We start from the raw sequence: 20,307 nt of genomic DNA, 5'->3' as shown, positions 1-20,307 counted from the left end.
TCGAAACCTATTGGGGGCTTCGTTCGTAAAAGATTGATAGACAAGAAAAAGGGGGTTAAGTATTTGTTAAACATAAAACAAATTATATTGGGCTTTATTTCACTAATAGGAATTGTGATATTAGCTTTATTTCTATTTACAGGCTGGTATACGGTAGATGAATCGGAACAAGCGGCCCTTATTACGTTTGGAAGGGTAGATGAAACAGTTACTGAGCCAGGCCTTAAATTTAAACTGCCGTGGCCGATTCAAAAAGCAGAGATTCTGTCTGTTTCTACTAATAGTTTAAGAGTTGGGTATGAAGCATCCGATGACGGAGAGGTAACTGATTATAATGACGAAGCGAAGATGATAACCGGTGATGAAAACATATTGTTCGTAGATCTCGTTGTACAATGGCGAATTACAGAGCCGGAAAAATACTTATTTAATGCGAATGAGCCTGAAAACATATTATATCAAGCTTCCTCTGCGTCTTTGCGCGGTGTAATCGGAAGCTCCGAGGTAGATGATGTGCTCACCGATCAAAGAGCAGAAATTGAAGGAACCGTGTTAGAATCTTTAACGGAATTAGTAGAGAGATACCAAATTGGTATCACTGTCATGGATGTGAAGCTGCAAGATGTAGAACTTCCGACAGAAGACGTGCGTCAGGCCTTTACTGCCGTCACAGACGCTCGTGAAGAACGGCTTACTAAGATTAATGAAGCCCAAAAGTACCGCAACCAGGAAATTAATGAAGCTGAAGGGGAAAAAGATGCCGTCATTTCAAGAGCAGAAGGCAGAAAAGCGGAACGTTTAGAACAAGCACGCGGGGAAACGGCCCGATTTAATGCTCTATATGACGAGTACATTAATGATCCAGAAGTTACGAGACAGCGTCTGGTTTTAGAAACGATAGAAGATGTTCTGCCTGATACAGAGATGTATATCATTGATAGCCAGCAAGATACAGTAAATTATCTTCCAATCCGCCCATTAGATAAAAATAGCGGAGAAGCAGCTGTGGCAGATGAAAACAGCCAAAATAACCAATCTGGAGAAGAAAACACCGATCAAGGAGGCGAGTCGGATGGCAGATGATAATAATGTATTTGATATGAGTGAAAGACAGTCCGGCGGCTCCTGGACAAAGTGGATTCGCACAGCGGTTATCATCATTGTGTTATTGTTTCTCCTTATTGTAGGATTAATGAATGTATTCATTGTAGAACAAGGAGAATATAAAGTAGTCACTCAATTTGGGGAAGTAGTCCGGATCGAAGAACAACCAGGAATAAGTGCAAAGATCCCATTTATTCAACAAGTAGCCTCACTGCCAAAATATCAAATGAACTACGATATCACTTCCGCTGAAATTAATACACTCGATAAAAAAAGAGTGCTCGTTGATAACTATGCAGTTTGGAGAGTAGAAAATCCTCAAGCTATGATTGCGAATGCCAAAACGATCGAAAATGCCGAATCAATAATGGCCAATTATATTAATTCCGTCATCCGCTCAGAGCTAGGTCAATTAGAATTTGAACAAATTATTAATGAAGATGACTCAGCAAGAGGCGATGTTAATGAAATGGTAAGCAGCCGTGTGAACGAACTGCTTGAAGAAGGAAATTACGGCATCGCTTTAACCGATGTTCGAATGAAAAGAACCGACCTGCCCGAAGATAATGAAAAAGCTGTTTACCGCCGCATGATTTCAGAAAGGGAATCGACAGCACAAGAATACTTATCAGAAGGGGATGCAGAAGCAAATCGTATTCGAGCTAATACAGACAAAGAAGTAACTGAAATGATCTCAAGCGCAGAAGCCGACGCTGAAGAAATAATCGGTGAAGGCGAAGGGGAAGCTGCTGAAATATACAATGATGCATTCAGTCGCGATCCAGAATTCTATGAGCTTTATAAGACGCTGCAAACCTACGAAAAGACAATCGATGATGAAACTGTCATTGTTCTTCCATCTGATTCACCATATGCCCGTATCCTAATGGGGTATGTTGACTAAAAAGCAGCAAGCAGTCCTTATTCAAGGGCTGCTTTTTCTTGGTACTTTAGGAATGCTTAACATTATTAAAGGATCAAACTATAAGCAAATCTACAACTTCCCCCATTTGGACTTGGCGATAAGCCAAATTCTTCTAATGCCGGTGGGGATAATTGGTAACAAAACAAGGATATGGCGTTTGCCTAAGCATTTGGAGGCAAACCTGTGCAGCACCGTTGATCCTTTGGAAGTAATAAATGCGTGTCTGTGATAAAATATATTTGGATGAAAACATGACGAATTAATTTAGATAGAGAGGGGCTTTCTCATTGAGCAAGCTGGTTTTAATTGATGGTAATAGTATTGCGTATCGGGCTTTTTTTGCTCTGCCGCTTTTAAATAATGATAAAGGCGTCTACACAAATGCTGTATATGGGTTTACAACAATGTTATTAAAAGTGCTTGAAGAAGAGGATCCAACCCATTTGCTCGTTGCGTTTGATGCAGGTAAAACGACTTTTCGTCATGAAACATATGATGAATATAAATCTGGACGACAGAAGACCCCTTCTGAGTTATCCGAACAGCTTCCATTGATTCGTGAAATGCTTGATGCTTTTAATATTTCCCATACAGAATTAGCCAATTATGAAGCAGATGATATTATAGGAACATTGTCAAAACAAGCAGAAGAAAAAGCTTGGGATGTAAAAGTATATTCAGGTGATAAAGATTTACTGCAGCTGGTCTCAGATAAAACCAAGGTAAGTCTTACAAAAAAAGGGATAACAAATGTAGAAACATATGATATTCAAGCTATAGATGAAAGATATGGAATAAACCCTAAACAAATAGTGGACATGAAAGGGCTAATGGGTGACAGCTCTGATAATATTCCTGGAGTACCTGGGATTGGAGAAAAGACTGCTTTAAAATTATTAAAAGAACACGGATCGGTAGAAGCCGTATTAGAATCGATTGACCAGATTTCAGGGAAAAAGATGAAAGAACGGCTTGAAGAAAATAAAGAGCAAGCTTTAATGAGTAAGGAATTAGCCGTCATTTTTAGAAACGCACCTATACATGTGCAGATTGATACGTTAAAGTGCCAAGACTTAGACACAAAGAAAGTAATAGATCTGTTTAAAGAATTGGAGTTTCAATCTCTTCTTAGCAAATTTGATGATGCAGAAGAAGAAAAGCAGGAGCTAGAAGATGTGCCTTTCGAGAAGGTTGAAAATGTCACCGAAGAAATACTCGCTAGTCCTTCTGCTTTAGTAGTGGAAGTTCCAAGTGAAAATTACCACCATGCCGATATTTGGGGAATTGCAGTTGTTAATAAAACAGGCAGATATTATATTCCACTTGACACGGCATTATCATCAGAAAGCTTTCATAAGTGGGCAGCAGATGACTCAAAAGAAAAATACATGTTTGATACAAAACGCGGCGTTGTAGCTTTAGGCTGGAAGGGTATTACACTTGCTGGTGTGACACATGATATGCTGATTGCTTCTTACTTAATTGATCCTTCTGTCTCTTCTCACAATGTTGCAGATATTGCCGCCAGAAAAAACAAACATATCGTTCACTCGGATGATGCTGTATATGGAAAAGGAGCAAAACGAGCGATTCCAGAAGAAATTACACTTGCCGATCACTTGGTTCGAAAAGGTGAGGCTATTTTTTCTTTAAAAAGCACATTAGAAGAAGAGTTGAAGAAAAATGAACAATATGACCTTTTTACAAAATTAGAAATGCCGCTTTCACTTATTCTTGGCAAAATGGAAACGTCTGGTGTACTAGTAGATAAAGAGCAACTGCAGAAAATGGGAGAAGAATTGGATGCAAAGCTTGATGAATTACAAAAAGAAATTCATGAGCTGGCAGGAACGGAATTTAATATTAATTCTCCAAAACAGCTTGGTCCTATACTGTTTGAAAAGCTGAATCTGCCTGTTATCAAAAAAACAAAAACAGGCTATTCTACTTCAGCCGATGTGCTCGAAAAACTTGAAGACCAGCATGAAATTATTCCAAAGCTCTTGTTGTACCGGCAAGTTGCAAAGTTAAAATCCACTTACATTGAAGGACTTTTGAAAGTAATTCATCCTGATACAAGCAAGATTCATACAATATTTAATCAAGCGATAACACAAACAGGCCGGCTCAGTTCTACCGAGCCGAATCTGCAGAATATCCCCATTCGGCTTGAAGAAGGACGCCGCATTCGCAAAGCATTTGTCCCGTCGAAAAAAGGGTGGTCTATTTTAGCGGCCGATTATTCTCAAATTGAACTTCGCGTTTTAGCTCATATTGCTGGAGACAAAGGGCTGCTAGAAGCCTTTCAGAAAAACATGGACGTTCACACAAAAACGGCAATGGACGTTTTTCATGTGAAGCAAGAAGACGTTACAGCCAATATGAGACGAACGGCCAAAGCGGTAAATTTTGGAATCGTTTACGGTATATCGGATTATGGGTTATCGCAAAGTCTTGGTATAACAAGAAAAGAAGCACAAGAATTCATTGACCGGTATCTTTCTAGTTATCCTAATGTCAAAGAATATATGGAAGATATAAAAGAAGAAGCTCGGGAAAAAGGCTATGTGACGACTTTGTTAAACCGCCGCCGCTATCTGCCGGAAATTACAAGCAGAAACTTTAACCGCCGCTCATTTGCAGAACGTACGGCAATGAACACTCCGATTCAGGGAACAGCGGCTGATATTATTAAGCAGGCGATGGTAGATGTCAGCGGCACATTAGAAAAGGAAAACTTACACAGTCGTTTACTGCTTCAAGTTCATGACGAATTAATTTTTGAAGTGCCTGAAGAAGAAGTAAATAAAATGAAAGAGCTCGTACCGAAAGTGATGGAACAAACCATGCAGCTTGATGTTCCTCTAAAAGCTGAGGTTTCTTACGGGCCAACTTGGTATGATGCAAAGTAAGGAGAGAAAGTGACGATGCCGGAACTTCCGGAAGTGGAGACTGTCAGACGAACATTAACAAAACTAGTTAAAGGGAAAAAAGTAGAACAAGTAGATGTAACATGGCCTAAAATCATAAAAAAGCCTGATGACATAGAAGCGTTTGATATGCTGCTGCATGGACAGGAAATTCAGCATATTGGGCGCCGAGGAAAATTTTTGACATTTCAGCTTAATGATTATGTGTTAGTTTCCCATTTGAGAATGGAAGGAAAGTATGAGATGGGAGATGGAAGTGCCCCTGATAAACATACCCATGTCCGTTTTTTCTTTTCAGACGGAACAGAATTACGATATAAAGATGTAAGGAAATTTGGCACCATGCATTTATTTCCAAAAGGAGAAGAGATGAGTACTCAGCCATTAAGCCAATTAGGTCCTGAGCCTTTTGAGGATCCAACGTTCACGCCTGATTATTTAAAAGAAACATTTCAAGCTACGAGCCGGGATGTGAAAACGGTCCTATTAGATCAGCGGGCGGTTGCTGGGCTTGGGAATATTTATGTGGATGAAGCTTTGTTTAAAGCAGGTATACGTCCTGATACAAAAGCAGCTCTTTTATCTAACAGCAAAATTGCAGCATTACACGAAAAAGTAGAAGAAACAATTAGTAATGCTGTTCTTAAAGGTGGAAGTTCTGTTCGTTCTTATGTAAACGGGAATGGAGAAATGGGATTGTTTCAATTGGAGTTACATGTATATGGCCGTCAAGGAGAAGGGTGTAGGGTTTGCGGAAGTGAAATTATAAAAACAGTCGTGGCCGGCAGGGGGACGCATTATTGCTCTTCTTGTCAGCCGGCAATTGTTGCTCTAAAAGGAAAGTAACACTGAATGGGCCCTTTCCATATACTGTCGTAGACGCAGACAGGGAGGAGCCCATCTCCTATGACAGAATTCATTTCTTTAAGTTTGTTGGCATTTGCAGTTAGTGTAGATAGTTTTGGAGCAGGCTTGGCTTATGGATTACGCGGCTTAGAGCTGCCAGTAAAATCTCTTTTATTTATTGGTTTATGCTCGGGGCTGTCCGTACTAATAGGAGGAACAGCAGCATCAGTGCTTTCAGCGTATGTGCCCCCGGCTGTAACAGAAACGATTGGAGGCGGCATTTTAATTCTTATCGGTGTTTGGGCACTGATTCAGGTTATAAAGGATAACAAAGCTTCTCCGTTAGAGAAAGAAAAACCATCTGATGAAGCGGGGAAAAAAAGGGGAATGTTGTCTCAATTAGTGAGTATTATAAAACAGCCGGATCAAGCAGATATGGACCATTCAGGAAGCATCAGTCCAAGAGAAGCTCTGTTTCTCGGGACAGCGCTGTCATTAGATGCCTTTGGCGCTGGAATCGGAGCATCACTGCTTGGTTTGTCCCCTTTTTTATTGGCTGGAGCTGTCGCTTTCATGTGTTCATTGTTTTTAGCAGGCGGAATGAAAGGCGGTAAGAAGCTAGCAGCCTTTGAAATAGTACAAAAATTATCGTTTGTACCAGGCGTGCTTCTTATTTGCCTCGGATTATGGAACTTGCATTAGAGAGAATAGAAGAGAGCTTGTGATCCAGGCTCTTCTTTCTTCATTAGCCCTGCAAAGAGGAGAGATGGCAATGATTATTGGTTTAACAGGTGGTATTGCCAGTGGCAAAAGTTTAATAGCCGATCAATTTCGAAAACACAGCATTCCTGTCATAGATGCAGATGAAATTGCTAGAGAGGTAGTAGAACCGGGTGAAGCTGCCTATGAAAAGGTGCTAGAACAGTTTGGAACAAAAATCCTTGAGCATGATGGAACGATTGCTAGAAAAAAATTAGGGCAAGCCATTTTTGGTGATGACTCCAAGCGCCAGATATTAAACCAGATTATGCATCCAGCGATTAGGCAGCGTATGATTGAAAAGAAAAAAAGATTTCAAGAAGAAGGCTGTAAAAACATTGTGTTTGATCTACCTTTGTTGATTGAAAATAATCTTCAATTCATGGTCGATAAAGTACTGCTTGTATATGTAGATGACACGACTCAAAAGAAAAGATTAATGGAAAGAGATCAAGAGGGAGAAGAAGATGCGAACAACCGGATCGATTCCCAAATGCCGTTAAAGGAGAAAAAGCAATTCGCAGACGCGATTATTGATAATAATGATACAAGAGAATCGTCCATTACGCAGCTTGAAAACATATTGCAAGATTGGAATATTACATGAAAAACGAAAACGAGGCTCTGGTTCGGTGCACATACCGTCTGGAGCCTTTTTTATTCCTTAGAAAAGTTTAACTTTACTAAAGAATCAAAGTATAAGAAAACTAAGGTTCCGGTTTTTCTAATTAAAAATGTACTAGGGCAATTGAGGTTTTCGAAAAAAATTTCAAAATAAATAGTACCAAAAAGCCTTAATGTGATATACTAATTTTATAAAAGGGATTAATTAGTATATCATAAATTGCAGGGAGGCTCTTCTGTATGAAAGCAAAAGTAGCAGTAAACGGATTTGGGCGGATTGGCCGGATGGTATTCCGAAAAGCGCTGACGGATGATTCTTTGGATGTTGTGGCAGTAAATGCCAGCTATCCTGCCGAAACATTAGCTCATCTTTTAAAATATGATTCCATTCATGGTGTATTTGATAAAGAAGTAGAAGGAAAAGATGAAGCCCTTTATGTAGACGGGAAAAAAATACATCTGCTTAGTGAGCGTGATCCAAAAAACCTTCCCTGGAAAGATTTGGATGTGGATGTAGTTATCGAGGCAACCGGAAAATTTAAAACAAAAGAAAAAGCATCTTTTCATATAGAAGCAGGGGCCAAAAAAGTAGTCATTACCGCCCCGGGAAAAGATGAAGACGTTACAATTGTTATGGGAGTTAACGAGGAAGATTATATCCCGGCTGACCACCATATTATTTCAAACGCTTCATGTACAACAAACTGTCTTGCTCCAGTAGTAAAAGTACTTGATCGTTCGTTTGGAATTGAAAGCGGTTTGATGACAACGGTTCATTCTTACACGAACGATCAGAAAAATATTGATAACCCTCATAAAGATTTACGGAGGGCAAGAGCATGCGGTCAATCTATTATCCCGACTTCCACTGGAGCGGCCAAGGCGATCTCTAAAGTTCTTCCTAATCTCGATGGAAAAATGAACGGCATGGCCTTAAGAGTTCCTACTCCAAATGTATCACTTGTAGACCTTGTGATAGACACGGAAAAAGAAGTTACTGCAGAAAGCATTAACCAAGCATTGAAAAATGCAGCTCAAACAGATTTAAAAGGAATTTTGGCATACACAGATGATCCATTAGTATCTGTAGATTTTAACGGCAACGAACATTCTTCTATTATTGATGGATTATCTACCATGGTAATGAACGACCGGCAAGCGAAAATTCTTGCTTGGTATGATAATGAGTGGGGTTACTCATGCCGAGTAGTTGATTTAGTACGTTATGTAGGGAAACAAATACACAAAAAATCAATGGTGAGTGCATAATTGAATATAATGATGTAATATTTTTCAACCCGGCCGTTCATAAGCCGGGTTTTTCTTATGCTTCATGAAAGTTTAAATTTGTTAAAGGGTAAAAGTATAAGCAAAGCTACGTCTTCTGCCATAGGGATCGGCAGCAAATATGATTTTACAGTACCGAGAGGCTCGAGTGAAAAGAAATAAATCATGCATGTCCCGTTCAAGTCGACGCTTTAAAATCCGCTAATACATATGCTTTTCTTAGGAGAGAAATATCCACCTTTCCAAGACGTTATCCAAAATGGTATGATAGAAAATATATATAATATGAGCGTAAAAGCCGGCTTCTAAGTCGCGGTTTTTTGTACGTTAAGAAAGTTTACCTTTGCCTAGGTGTTTTCCTTTATTCATGGCGGCAAGCCAAGTTTTTCTAATACTGTTACGAAAGTTATGATAAACAGTATAAGAAAAATGATGGTATTCACAATCAGGACGACGTACGAATGCACCGCTGCACCATACGTGGTGTTTTCAGGGGGCCTTTAAAAGGCGACAAGCCGAGTTTTTAATGGAGATGATATAAAATGCTTTGTCCTGCATGCCACTCTGATGCAACAAGAGTTTTGGATTCAAGACCAAGCAATGAAGGAAAATCTATTCGGCGTCGTCGGGAATGTGATGCTTGTCACCATCGTTTTACTACGTTTGAGATCGTAGAAGAAATTCCTCTGATTGTCGTAAAAAAAGAAGGAACCAGAGAAGAGTTCAGCAGAGAAAAAATATTGCGCGGTTTAATTCGAGCATGTGAAAAAAGGCCAGTTCCACTAGAGAAATTGGAAGAAATTGTAAACGCTGTTGAACAACAACTGCGCAGTGACGGAAAATCAGAAATAAAAAGCGAAGATATAGGTGAAATGGTGATGGAGCGGCTTGCTTCGGTAGATGATGTTGCTTACGTACGATTTGCCTCTGTATATCGTCAATTTAAAGATATAAATGTATTTATCAATGAATTAAAAGAACTCATTAGTAAAGATAATGAAAAGTAACAGGAGCTTATGGAAAAGGGCCTAAGCTCTTTTTTCCACGTTTTTACTATCTATAAGAAAAGCTTTTGGTTATTTTTGAAAGGGGGGGCGGTATGTCACTTCATTGGACCGAACTGCTGCCAATTGATCGTTATGCTGTGCGAACGGCAGATCAGCTCGGAAACAGAGAACATAAAACCCTGCAGCTGTTGTATCAGCCTTTAACAGGAGCAACAGCTATTTCTTTGTATAATATGTTATGGAGCAAGCTGGAAAAAGATTGTTTTTGGAGCGGGGAAGCAACACATCACGAATTAATGGCAATGCTGAACCTCCCGCTTGATGATATTTATGATGCAAGACGTATTTTGGAAGGGATCGGCTTAATGAGGACGTTTCGCCGGCAGGAAGAAAAGTCGACATTTTTTATATATGAATTACAGCCTCCAATGACTCCTGCCCAATTTTTTCAAAATGATGTACTGAGTGTTTTTTTGTATAATAAACTAGGAAAAGATCGATACATTCAACTGCGCAGTCGGTTTTTGATCGAAGCAGTGGATACGCGGGCCTATTCCGAAGTAACAGCTGCATTTAACGATGTTTTTTCATCTTTACAATACTCAGAAATTAATCCACGCAACAATCTATCAAATGTCGAAGAAGACAAAGAATTGGAAGGAGACTATCACGAGCAGAACATCCATTTTAATGAAAGTGCCTTCGACTTTGATCTATTAAAAGCTGATCTTCCCGTATTTATCAAAGGGGATAAACTATTAAATGAACCAATTAAATCAGTTATCCGGCGTCTAGCCTTTGTATATAGGCTTGACCCTTTAGAAATGAGCAGAATCGTTCAGCAGTCTCTTTCTAATGATGACTTGATAGATGAAGCAGAGCTTCGCCGAAAAGTTCAAGACTGGTATCGGTTTGAATATGGCAGTGAACCGCCGGCGTTAGGTTTGCGTACACAGCCAGCCCAACACCGGACAATGTCAGAAAAAGAACCCGTTACGGAAAAGGAAAAAATGATTCTTTTTTACGAACAAACTTCTCCGTTAGCATTTTTAGAAAGTATATCGGATGGAGCGAAGGTGCCGCTTTCTGATGTGAAGCTGGTTGAGTCTTTGATTTTTGATTATCAGCTTCAGCCTGGTGTAGTAAATGTATTAATTGACTATGTTTTAAAAACGAATAACATGAAGCTCAATCAAAATCTTGTTCAAAAAATAGCCGGACATTGGTCACGTAAACATATTCAAACCGTAAAAGAAGCCATGGATCTAGCTAAAAAAGAATACCAGACGAGAAAGCAGAGGCAGCCTGCAGGCGGCGGAGAAATGAATACAGCAGGACAAGCACGCTCTTACCGCCCGTATGTACGAAAAGATAAGCTCCCAAAATGGCTCGAAAATGGGGCGCAAAAAGCAGACAAGCCTGAAAAAGAAATATTAAATGACTCCAGTCTTAAAAAACAAAAACAGCAGTTTGAGGAAATGCTGAGACTGCGTAAAAGCAGCCGGCAAAAATGAGGTGACCTAATATGGACTCAATCCGGTCGTCTTTAGAACGTTTTATGGATAACAATAATTGGCGGAAGAGGTACGAAAAATTAAAACAAGAAGTATTATCGTATCCGCAAATTAAAACATTTCTCAAAGAACACCCGGAATGGACAACAAAAGAAATGGAAACGCATATGATGACATTTTTTGAGTATAAAAGGGAAAGACAAAATTGCGATGCTTGTCCTGGTTTAGCAGAATGTCCTAATATGATGCAGGGATATCAGCCTGAGCTAGTAACCGATAAAGGGCAGCCGCTTATTACGTATCACCCGTGCCGGTTAAAAAAACAGGCTGATGAACGAAAAAGACAGCAGTCGCTTATTAAAAGCCTTTATATTCCAAAAGAAATATTGGAAGCAACCTTTGATGATATCGAACAAGACCATGCAAGCCGCCTGTCAGCCAGTAATCAATGCTTGAAATTCGCTTTGCAGGCTGAGCCCGGAGAAGATGCAAACGGCTTATATCTTTACGGTAAATTTGGCGTAGGGAAAACCTATATGATGGGGGCGATTGCTAATGAATTGGCAGAACGCGATATTTCTTCTATGATCGTATATGTACCTGACTTTTTTAGAGAAATGAAGCAAGCTTTATCAGATGGTTCGGTGCAGGAAAAAATAGATAACGTAAAGAACGTAGAAGTGTTAATACTGGACGATATTGGGGCAGAGACGACTTCTGCCTGGGTTCGTGATGATGTTTTAGGTGTTATTTTGCAATATCGTCTTATGGAAAAACTGCCTACTTTGTATTCTTCAAATTATGATTATGATGAGCTCGAAACGCATTTGTCTTATTCCCAAAAGGGCGGGATTGAACAATTAAAAGCCAAACGTATTATGGAAAGAATTAAGCACTTAACGACATCGATTTTTATCGATGGAAAAAACCGTCGAGAAATGTAAAAATCGAACTTAATACTGGGAATACTTTTGAAAATTATGATAGGATAAACGTAGTTCTTGCCTATTAAGTACATGTGTAAGATACAGTCTGGTAATAGACAAGATGAATCTTAGAAGGGTTCCCACTTTTTTAATTGGGGGTTTTGTAATGAGTATAGATCCGATTCTCACCAAAGCTTTAAATGGTGAACGTTTAACAATGGAAGATGCTGTTCGTTTGTATGAAAGTGATGAAATCGAAAAAATGGGAGCAGCAGCAAATGAAATAACAAAGAAATGGCACCCAGACCCCGTAACTACTTTTGTAATCGGCCGTAATGTTAATTACACGAATTTCTGTGATACGTATTGTCGTTTTTGTGCTTTTTATAGACGACCTGGCTCTGATGAAGGGTATGTTCTATCTAACGAAGAAATTTTTGAGAAAATCCAGGAAACGGCTGACGTAGACGGAACAGAAATACTTATGCAAGGCGGCACAAATCCTGATCTGTCATTTAGCTATTATACGGATTTGCTTCGAGAAATTAAAAAACGTTTTCCAGGAATGACGATGCATTCTTTTTCACCTGCAGAAATTTACAAGATGGTAGAAGTTTCCGGTCTTTCTTTAGAAGAGGTATTAAGGGAGCTGCATGAAGCTGGCTTGGATTCTCTTCCTGGAGGCGGCGCTGAAATTCTAACAGAAGAAACACGTAAAAAAGTAAGCCGCTTGAAATGTACGGGAGAACAATGGATCGATTGTATGAAAACAGCGAAAAAGGTCGGTATGCATGGAACAGCCACCATGGTAATCGGTTTGACGGAATCGAATGAAGAACGGGCATTGCATTTACAAAAAATTCGTGATGCTCAGGATGAAAGCAATTGCTTCCTTGCCTTTATATCCTGGACCTTTCAGCCAGATAATACAAACATGAAAGGTGAAATTATTTCGCCTGAGGGATACTTAAGAAATGTAGCGATTTCCCGGTTATTCCTTGACAATATACCTAATTTCCAATCATCTTGGGTTACGATGGGGCCAGAAACCGGTAAACGTTCCCTGGAATTTGGCTGTAATGACTTTGGCAGCACGATGATGGAAGAAAATGTTGTATCTGCTGCAGGGACGACACATAAAGTCAATACAAATCAAATATTGCAGCTTATCCGTGAGGCTGGCAAGATACCGGCACAGCGTGATACAAAATATAACATTCTGCGGCGCTTTGACGGACAATCTAAAGCAGAAAAAGATTTTGTGATGCAAAACTAATAAAAAACAAAAGAAAAATAAAAAACGCTTGTCTAATGAAGACTCTCTTTAGAGGGTTTCATGAGGATAAGCGTTTTCTTAATTTTTATAGGATAGTTTGGGGAAGATGCCCTGTAAACACGAGCAGTCCATATTAGAATTTTATTTCTTCGATGGAGTATAGATAAAGGTTAATTAAAAAATGGTAATAAGCAGAAATAAAATGGGCAATATAACCATTGGAGGTGTCCTAATTGACAAAACCTTACCTTTGCCCAAACTGTAAAAGTAATCGTTCACGTTTCAACATTATTGAACAAATGGCAACACCCGTAAAATTGGATCCGCAGTCTGGTGAAGTTGTTCAACAATACACTAATGATAATATGGATTCGTTTCATATCAGCTACAATGGTCCATCCCGAAAAATTCAATGCGGCGCTTGCGGATTAATTGAAGACGAAAGAGCCTTTATTAAACATGCAGAATTCCAGCCAAAGCCCTTTTAAACGTTTGCCCATTTGAAGTACGAATACACAGTTTAAAATGTCATCTAAAACAACCTTCTAGAAAGAAATCTGGAAGGTTTTCCTATTTCTGCGTTGATTTTAGGCATTTTTATCTTCCTTCTTCCATAGGTATAAAAACAGAGCAGACGATTGCAATTGTAAACAAGGTATAACTGGACCAGCCTAACAAAAGCTGGAGCTCTCCTATATGAAAATTCGGATTAAGACATGTCTTGTGAGCAGGGGGGAATGAAGGATTGTTCTCGATCGGTTTTGCATGTGAAACAGATAGCGAAGTAATCTTTAATTGGTTTAGTAAGGAAAAGGAGGAATGGGAGCGTAAGGGTATATATACAGGTGAACTCTACAAACATAAAGAGAGGGTTCTATGGGAGTTTGATGGTACAGAAGATCAATGGCAGGAAAGCATAATACCTTACCTTGCTTCTTCACTATGTGATTATATGATTGAAGAGAAAGAACTGTATTGGGTAAAAGAACATATTGAACGGACCTTTTTTTATAGAGAAGAGGCACCCGCAATCACTGAAATTGCCCACTCTCTTCTTGAAGGGGAACGAGAGGAGGTGCCAGAAACCAATCTGTTACAACAACGAAAGCATTTTGTTTATCATGAATTAACTGAAGAAATAAAAAACAATGATGTCATACAATGGGACCCTATGCTGACATTTCGGCTTGGTAATTATCATCACCTGCTCATGAAAGCGGCGTCAGCAGCTATTGATGAATACAAGTGGGAGCAAGAATACCAAACGATGATTGAAGCTTGCCGTCATTATTTGAAGTATACTGCTTCGTTATGTTCCGTGCTTCATGTATTATTGAAAGAAAAACCTGTATTTCTCGATAAGCATTTAAAACCGGTAGATCAATGGACGAGACTCCATCATTTAGAACCTACGCTAGTATTTGAAAAAAGCCTGCCCTTTGAATATATGGCAGTTAGTCCAGCGGTAAGCCTAGCCCCTAAAGAACTTCACGTATACGCTGACGGAGAGGAAGGGACCGTACAAACATTTGAAATGATTTTTCAAGAAAAATTAATAATTCATCCTCAGTCTGAATGGCCTCTGAAAAATATATCGGATAAAAACGTGTAGAACCATTTAAAAAATAGCTATATATAAAATCCTTAAATGATAAAAACTCCAACCCTGGACCGTTGGAGTTTTTTATTCTCCAGTAAAAAAGTGGAACAAACGCCTTTACGGATATGATAAGTATAGAAGAAGTTGCGGAAAAATTCTTATATGCATTAAAGTCCTGCAGAGTTACAGTATGGAAATACCGCTTAAGTTAGCAGAGAAGAGATGAGCGAAGTGTGTGTAAAATACATACGTGAGCCTGGAACTGTTTGAGTTCAGGCTTTTTATTTTCTAACATTTATATTCAAAAGCAATATCCCCATGCAATGGATTACCTTTCTGTTCTTATGAAACATATAGATGAAAATTATCATGAGAAAAAATGCTAGTCAACATTCATCTTAAGCTAAATTCACTGCAATAGAAAAAAACAAGCTGTTTTTTCTTTCGGGTATTAAGAAAATCAGCTTGTTTTTTATTCCAGTTAAGTAGATATTATTTTTTAGAAAACAGCCACTTAGAGATTGTTGATAAGCCGATTTCCCTTAAATCTCTTTTGTACTTGGGTAGAGTTTTACATATTGTTTATAACCTTTTTCATATACGCTTCTAATCTTTTGATTGGGTCGGTATATGTTTTTTGGAAGGCAACTTATGTAGCTGTCAACAAATTGTCCAGCGTCTTTCACCCAGCCAAGATAAAGAAAAGCAGTAGATGCTATGCCTACAGCCGGCAAGTATTCACTATTTTCTGGTACACTCACTGTTTTATTTGTTATGTCAGCAAGTATTTGGCACCATGATTTACTTTTTGCTCCACCGCCGATTAAAATGATTTTTCCTTCCTTTGCCTCTATTATTGTTTCAGCAATATGCCGTAAAGAATAACAGATTCCTTCTAATGAAGCTCTCATAAAATCAGCTTGACTTGTATGCGCTTGGATACCGAAATATATTCCTTTCGCATTGCTATCTTGAACCGGGAACCTTTCTCCATGAATATAAGGCAGAAAGACAAGACCGCCCGCACCTGGTTTAGACTGTGAAATAGTATTTTCAAATGTTTCATACGAGCTCTCCGGCATAAATGTATTTTTCGTCCACTCGTAGACATTGCCTGCATTCAAAAGAGGAGCTATTGAGATATTCATATTATGTATCACATGGGCTAGTGTGAAAACACCAGCGGTTTTTGGGGAATGACTTTTTGTTGGAGCTGCAGCCCAGCCCGTTGTACCGATGTAAAAATAGCTGTCACCATCATGAATCGCTCCTGCTCCCATGGTGCTTGCTCCTGCATCCCCTGCTCCGCAAAGAACGGGAGTGTTTCCGTGAAAACCGCTATTCCCGCTGGGCAACACGTTTCCGGCCAGATCATTAGGTGACAATAATGCTGGAAGGGTGAAATAATCAATCCCGAAAGATTCCAGTATACCAGGGTGCCATGTTCTCGTTTGGATATCCATCATACCTGTCGTTGCACCGGTTACACTGTCTGTTGTGATAACTCCGGTAAGTTTATAAATGAGATAATCTTTCGCACTGAAAACGACAGCGGCGGGTTTTTTTTCTCTTTTATTCAACCAAAGCAATTTGGCCAGCGGAGTCGAGGCCGATACAGCATTAGCTGTAATGTCCGGTAAATCTGGGCGTTGTTTCTGAATCCAGCTGGATTCTTCTTCAGCTCTCATATCAGAATATAAAATAGCTCGCTCTGTGTTTTCTCCTTCTCTAATTAAAATGACATTTTCCATTTGACCGCTGAATGTGACAGCTTTCACCGACTCAGGAGGTATATTCTTTTCCTCGAACCATCCTCTTGTAATAGACTTCATGCCAGTCCACCATTCTTCGGGGTTTTGTTCTTTTTCCCCGTGTTTTCCTTTGTATGTATGAATGGCTGCAGAACGCTCTTCGAAAACGCAGCCGTCTTTTTGCATCAGTAATCCTTTTATAGCTGATGTACCAACGTCAAAAACTGCAATGTATTCCATGATGAACCTCCTTCATTGACAGTACTTAGGATCAAAATATAAGCAAAACTACGTCTTCCGTCATTTGGTAATGTCATTTATCCATTGTAACACCTTGGTGCATGTAAAATATTTCGTTATGGTAATCATAGTGTAATCGAAACGGAAATTCGTTGAGACACTATTGTAATATGACTATGATAATTTTACTAATGCAGGATAAAAAAGGGAGTGAATTTATTTGAAGAAATTAATTTCAGCAACAACAATGGCGGTTGCATTACTTATTGGTGTATCAATCGATGATGCTGAGGCTTCTAATACATATACAGTCGAAAGCGGCGACACCTTATATCGGATAGCATTAAATCATGATATTTCAGTTTCTGAACTGAAAAGCTGGAACGATCTTTCTTCAAATTTGATATATCCAAACCAGGAACTTGATGTTACAGGAGACGGTTCTGTGTCTGCTAGTTCTTCTGAAAGTACGTCAGAGAAGCAATCGGAACAAAAAACCGCTAGTGAAATGACGGTTTCCTCTACAGCGTATACAGCTAATTGCAGCGGGTGTTCTGGAATTACAGCAACAGGTATTAATTTAAAAGCAAATCCGGATAAAAAAGTAATTTCTGTTGACCCGGACGTTATTCCGCTTGGAACAGAAGTTCACGTTGAAGGTTACGGTACAGCGGTTGCAGGGGACACAGGCGGTGCAATAAAAGGAAATAAAATTGATGTGTTTTTCTCCGATCGCAGCGAAGCCTTGCAGTGGGGAAACAAAAAAGTAAATATAAAGATTCTTGAATAACTCTACTCCAGCTGTTTCAAAGACTGACAGAACTGCCAGTCTTTGAAACAGCTTTTTGTGATGAAAAGCGGTGGCATCAGTGATTCCGTTGCTGTTTGTATGAAGTAATAGAAACTGCTTAATCTTAGCCGGCCTTTTTCTTTCAGAATGCTTGAACTTTTCTTATTGAAAGGTTGATTTTCCTTGAAAGTCTCTCTATAATGACTACAGAAGAAGTTATCGTTATGAAACATGCTTAGAAAAGGACATGAGAAACAAATTCTCCTTTAGAACAGAGAAGAAAGTCTTGGCTGAAAGCTTTCTGTAAAGGTCTTGTTTCTTACCGCCTTGGAGCAGCAGTGCTGAACAGATTCTCACAAAAGGTGAGTTTCGTTCAAAAGTGATGACAGATCGTCATACATAATGGAGCCTTCTAATTAAGCGCTGACGTCTGCCGGTCGTTATCCCGGTCTTGAGATCACAGGTAAGGTATAAGATTATCTTTATGTGTAACAAGGGTGGAACCGCGGACTTTCATCGCCCCTTCTTTGAGAAGGGGCGTTTTTTATTTAGATTAGGCTTTAAGCGTTCATCATAACGACAAAATAGGAGGGACTTAGTGTGGCAAATAACGTAAATATCACTTTTCCAGATGGAAATGTCAAGTCATTTAAAGAGGGTGTTACGACAGAAGAAATCGCATCCTCCATCAGCCCCGGGCTTAAAAAACAAGCTTTAGCCGGAAGATTAAACGGTGAGCCGATTGATCTTAAGACACCTATTCATAAAGACGGAAACATTGAAATCATTACCTCAAAAAATGAAGAAGGCCTTGAAATTCTGCGTCACAGCACAGCGCATTTAATGGCACAGGCAGTAAAACGTGTATTTGATGATGTGAAACTGGGCGTAGGGCCCGTTATCGAACATGGTTTTTATTATGATATTGATATGCCTCATCAATTAACACCAGAAGACTTACCGAAAATAGAAAAAGAAATGAAAAAAATCATCGATGAGAATCATGAAATCGTTCGAAAAGAAGTCAGCCGTGAAAAGGCTAAAGAAATTTACCAGGAAATCGGGGACGACTTGAAAATAGAATTAATTGACGACATTCCTGAAGGAGAGACACTCTCCATATATGAGCAAGGAGAGTTTTTTGATTTATGCCGCGGCGTTCATGTACCGAGCACTTCTAAATTGAAAAAGTTTAAATTAATGAGCATTTCCGGTGCTTACTGGCGCGGAGACAGCAATAATAAAATGCTGCAGCGTATTTACGGAACAGCCTTCTTTAAACAATCGGAACTAGAAGAGCATCTTAAAATGCTCGAAGAGGCAAAAGAACGTGACCATCGTAAACTTGGCAAAGAGCTCGAGATTTTCTCTGTGAACCAAAAAGTTGGACAGGGTCTGCCGTTATGGCTTCCGAAAGGGGCTACGATCCGCCGGACTATTGAGCGCTATATCGTAGACATCGAAGAACGTCTCGGGTATGATCATGTCTATACCCCAGTACTTGGAAGCTCTGAATTGTATAAAACGTCCGGTCACTGGGATCATTATCAAGATGATATGTTCCCGCCAATGGAAATGGATAATGAAACATTGGTTATTCGGCCGATGAACTGTCCCCACCATATGATGGTGTATAAAAACCAGCTGCATAGTTATCGAAATCTCCCCGTACGGATTGCAGAGCTTGGGATGATGCATCGTTATGAAAAGTCAGGTGCTCTTGCCGGACTTCAACGTGTACGTGCAATGACGTTAAATGATGCTCATATCTTTGCTCGTCCGGATCAGCTGAAGTCTGAATTTATTCGGGTGGTAGAGCTGATTAAAAATGTATATCAAGATTTTGGACTCGACGATTACTATTTCCGTCTGTCTTACCGTGATCCAGAAGATAAAGAAAAGTATGTGGACAACGATGAAATGTGGGAAAAAGCACAAGCAATGCTGAAAGAAGCAATGGATGACATGGGAGTCGATTACGTAGAAGCTGATGGCGAAGCCGCTTTTTATGGTCCGAAGCTAGACGTGCAAGTGAAAACGGCCCTTGGAAAAGACGAAACGTTATCTACTGTTCAATTAGACTTCCATCTCCCAGAGCGGTTCGATCTCACTTATATCGGAGAAGATGGGCAGGAACACCGTCCTGTTGTTATTCATCGCGGTATTGTATCGACCATGGAGCGTTTTATCGCATTTTTACTAGAAGAATACAAAGGTGCTTTCCCGACTTGGCTTGCTCCTGTACAAGCAAAAGTGATTCCAGTATCAGCTGAAGCCCATCTCGATTATGCTCGTAAAGTAGAAGATGAGCTGCGTAAAGCGGGTGTAAGGGTGGAAGTCGATACTCGTGATGAAAAAATCGGCTATAAAATCCGGGAAGCACAAATGAAAAAAGTTCCTTATATGCTTGTACTCGGAGACAAGGAAATCGAAGCAGAAGCTGTCAACGTGCGCCGTTATGGACAAAATGATTCAAAATCCGCAGCATTAGCTGATTTTGTAAAGGAAATAAAAGAAAAAATAGATACACGCAGCCTGGATTAATAGATGAAACTGCTTGCCATGTATGGAACTGGCAGGCAGTTTTTTCATTTATTTTTCTATGCAGGGATACTATTTCAGCGCTCACCCTTTCAAGTGGAAGAGATATATGGGGATGCTGCAAATACAAGGAGCTTTTCAGAAATAAAGGTTGCATGTTTTAATGATTTTCGTTACGATAATCAAG

Annotated in this window: 16 protein-coding genes; 15 read left to right on the top strand and 1 reads right to left on the bottom strand. The window is 39.5% G+C overall.

Translation table 11 applies throughout. The annotated features are described in order from the left end of the window. Positions 1-63 precede the first annotated feature (63 nt). The 13 genes from hflK to ytxC all read left to right on the top strand — a co-directional run bounded on the left by hflK (position 64) and on the right by ytxC (position 14,810). On the top strand, positions 64-1,083 hold the full coding sequence (hflK, locus tag CEF16_RS10330; RefSeq protein ID WP_091581813.1) for an FtsH protease activity modulator HflK: 1,020 nt from the start codon (positions 64-66) through the stop codon (positions 1,081-1,083). Then, the gene (hflC, locus tag CEF16_RS10325; protein WP_091581816.1) at positions 1,073-2,008 is read left to right on the top strand and encodes a protease modulator HflC; all 936 of its coding nucleotides are present in this window, start codon (positions 1,073-1,075) and stop codon (positions 2,006-2,008) included. Before hflK ends, hflC begins: the two co-directional genes overlap by 11 nt. 308 nt (positions 2,009-2,316) lie before the next feature. Continuing rightward, a complete protein-coding gene (gene polA / locus CEF16_RS10315) occupies positions 2,317-4,941 on the top strand; it encodes a DNA polymerase I (RefSeq protein WP_091581821.1) in 2,625 nt (874 codons plus the stop codon). Between the two features lie 15 nt (positions 4,942-4,956). Then, positions 4,957-5,805 carry a DNA-formamidopyrimidine glycosylase gene (mutM, locus tag CEF16_RS10310; RefSeq protein WP_091581824.1) on the top strand — a complete coding sequence of 283 codons (849 nt, stop codon included), beginning with the start codon at positions 4,957-4,959 and terminating at the stop codon, positions 5,803-5,805. 60 nt (positions 5,806-5,865) lie between these two features. Then, positions 5,866-6,507: a sporulation membrane protein YtaF gene (ytaF, locus tag CEF16_RS10305; RefSeq protein WP_091581826.1), complete on the top strand. Its 642-nt coding sequence runs from the start codon at positions 5,866-5,868 to the stop codon at positions 6,505-6,507. A gap of 70 nt (positions 6,508-6,577) precedes the next feature. Next, complete coding sequence (gene coaE / locus CEF16_RS10300) at positions 6,578-7,171, top strand: dephospho-CoA kinase (protein ID WP_091581829.1); 594 nt, start codon at positions 6,578-6,580, stop codon at positions 7,169-7,171. 257 nt (positions 7,172-7,428) lie between these two features. Further along, complete coding sequence (locus CEF16_RS10295; RefSeq protein WP_091581831.1) at positions 7,429-8,457, top strand: glyceraldehyde-3-phosphate dehydrogenase; 1,029 nt, start codon at positions 7,429-7,431, stop codon at positions 8,455-8,457. 560 nt (positions 8,458-9,017) lie between these two features. After that, positions 9,018-9,482, top strand: coding sequence for a transcriptional regulator NrdR (gene nrdR, locus CEF16_RS10290; RefSeq protein ID WP_091581834.1), 465 nt, complete (start codon positions 9,018-9,020; stop codon positions 9,480-9,482). A gap of 92 nt (positions 9,483-9,574) precedes the next feature. Further along, positions 9,575-10,996: a replication initiation and membrane attachment family protein gene (locus CEF16_RS10285; protein WP_091581836.1), complete on the top strand. Its 1,422-nt coding sequence runs from the start codon at positions 9,575-9,577 to the stop codon at positions 10,994-10,996. 11 nt (positions 10,997-11,007) lie between these two features. Next, the gene (gene dnaI / locus CEF16_RS10280; RefSeq protein ID WP_091581839.1) at positions 11,008-11,940 is read left to right on the top strand and encodes a primosomal protein DnaI; all 933 of its coding nucleotides are present in this window, start codon (positions 11,008-11,010) and stop codon (positions 11,938-11,940) included. Positions 11,941-12,088: 148 nt separating this feature from the next. Further along, positions 12,089-13,198 (top strand): cyclic dehypoxanthinyl futalosine synthase, encoded by a 1,110-nt coding sequence (mqnC, locus tag CEF16_RS10275; RefSeq protein ID WP_091581842.1) that lies wholly within the window; start codon positions 12,089-12,091, stop codon positions 13,196-13,198. A gap of 233 nt (positions 13,199-13,431) precedes the next feature. Further along, positions 13,432-13,686, top strand: coding sequence for a DNA alkylation repair protein (locus CEF16_RS10270; protein WP_091581844.1), 255 nt, complete (start codon positions 13,432-13,434; stop codon positions 13,684-13,686). Between the two features lie 257 nt (positions 13,687-13,943). Next, positions 13,944-14,810 (top strand): sporulation protein YtxC, encoded by an 867-nt coding sequence (gene ytxC / locus CEF16_RS10265; RefSeq protein ID WP_091581847.1) that lies wholly within the window; start codon positions 13,944-13,946, stop codon positions 14,808-14,810. A 530-nt stretch (positions 14,811-15,340) separates the two neighbouring features. Here the strand turns inward: ytxC and CEF16_RS10260 are convergent. After that, a complete protein-coding gene (locus CEF16_RS10260) occupies positions 15,341-16,789 on the bottom strand; it encodes a xylulokinase (protein ID WP_091581850.1) in 1,449 nt (482 codons plus the stop codon). A gap of 220 nt (positions 16,790-17,009) precedes the next feature. Between CEF16_RS10260 and CEF16_RS10255 the strand changes: the two genes are divergently transcribed. Beyond that, positions 17,010-17,579, top strand: a complete 570-nt coding sequence (locus CEF16_RS10255; protein WP_170031806.1) for a 3D domain-containing protein — start codon at positions 17,010-17,012, stop codon at positions 17,577-17,579. 600 nt (positions 17,580-18,179) lie between these two features. Further along, positions 18,180-20,123, top strand: coding sequence for a threonine--tRNA ligase (gene thrS / locus CEF16_RS10245; protein ID WP_091581852.1), 1,944 nt, complete (start codon positions 18,180-18,182; stop codon positions 20,121-20,123). Positions 20,124-20,307: the final 184 nt, after the last annotated feature.

It is taken from the genome of Alteribacillus bidgolensis (genome assembly GCF_002886255.1).
In the GTDB taxonomy this organism is placed as follows: domain Bacteria; phylum Bacillota; class Bacilli; order Bacillales; family Marinococcaceae; genus Alteribacillus; species Alteribacillus bidgolensis.
This window is presented reverse-complemented; position numbering and strand designations above follow the sequence as displayed.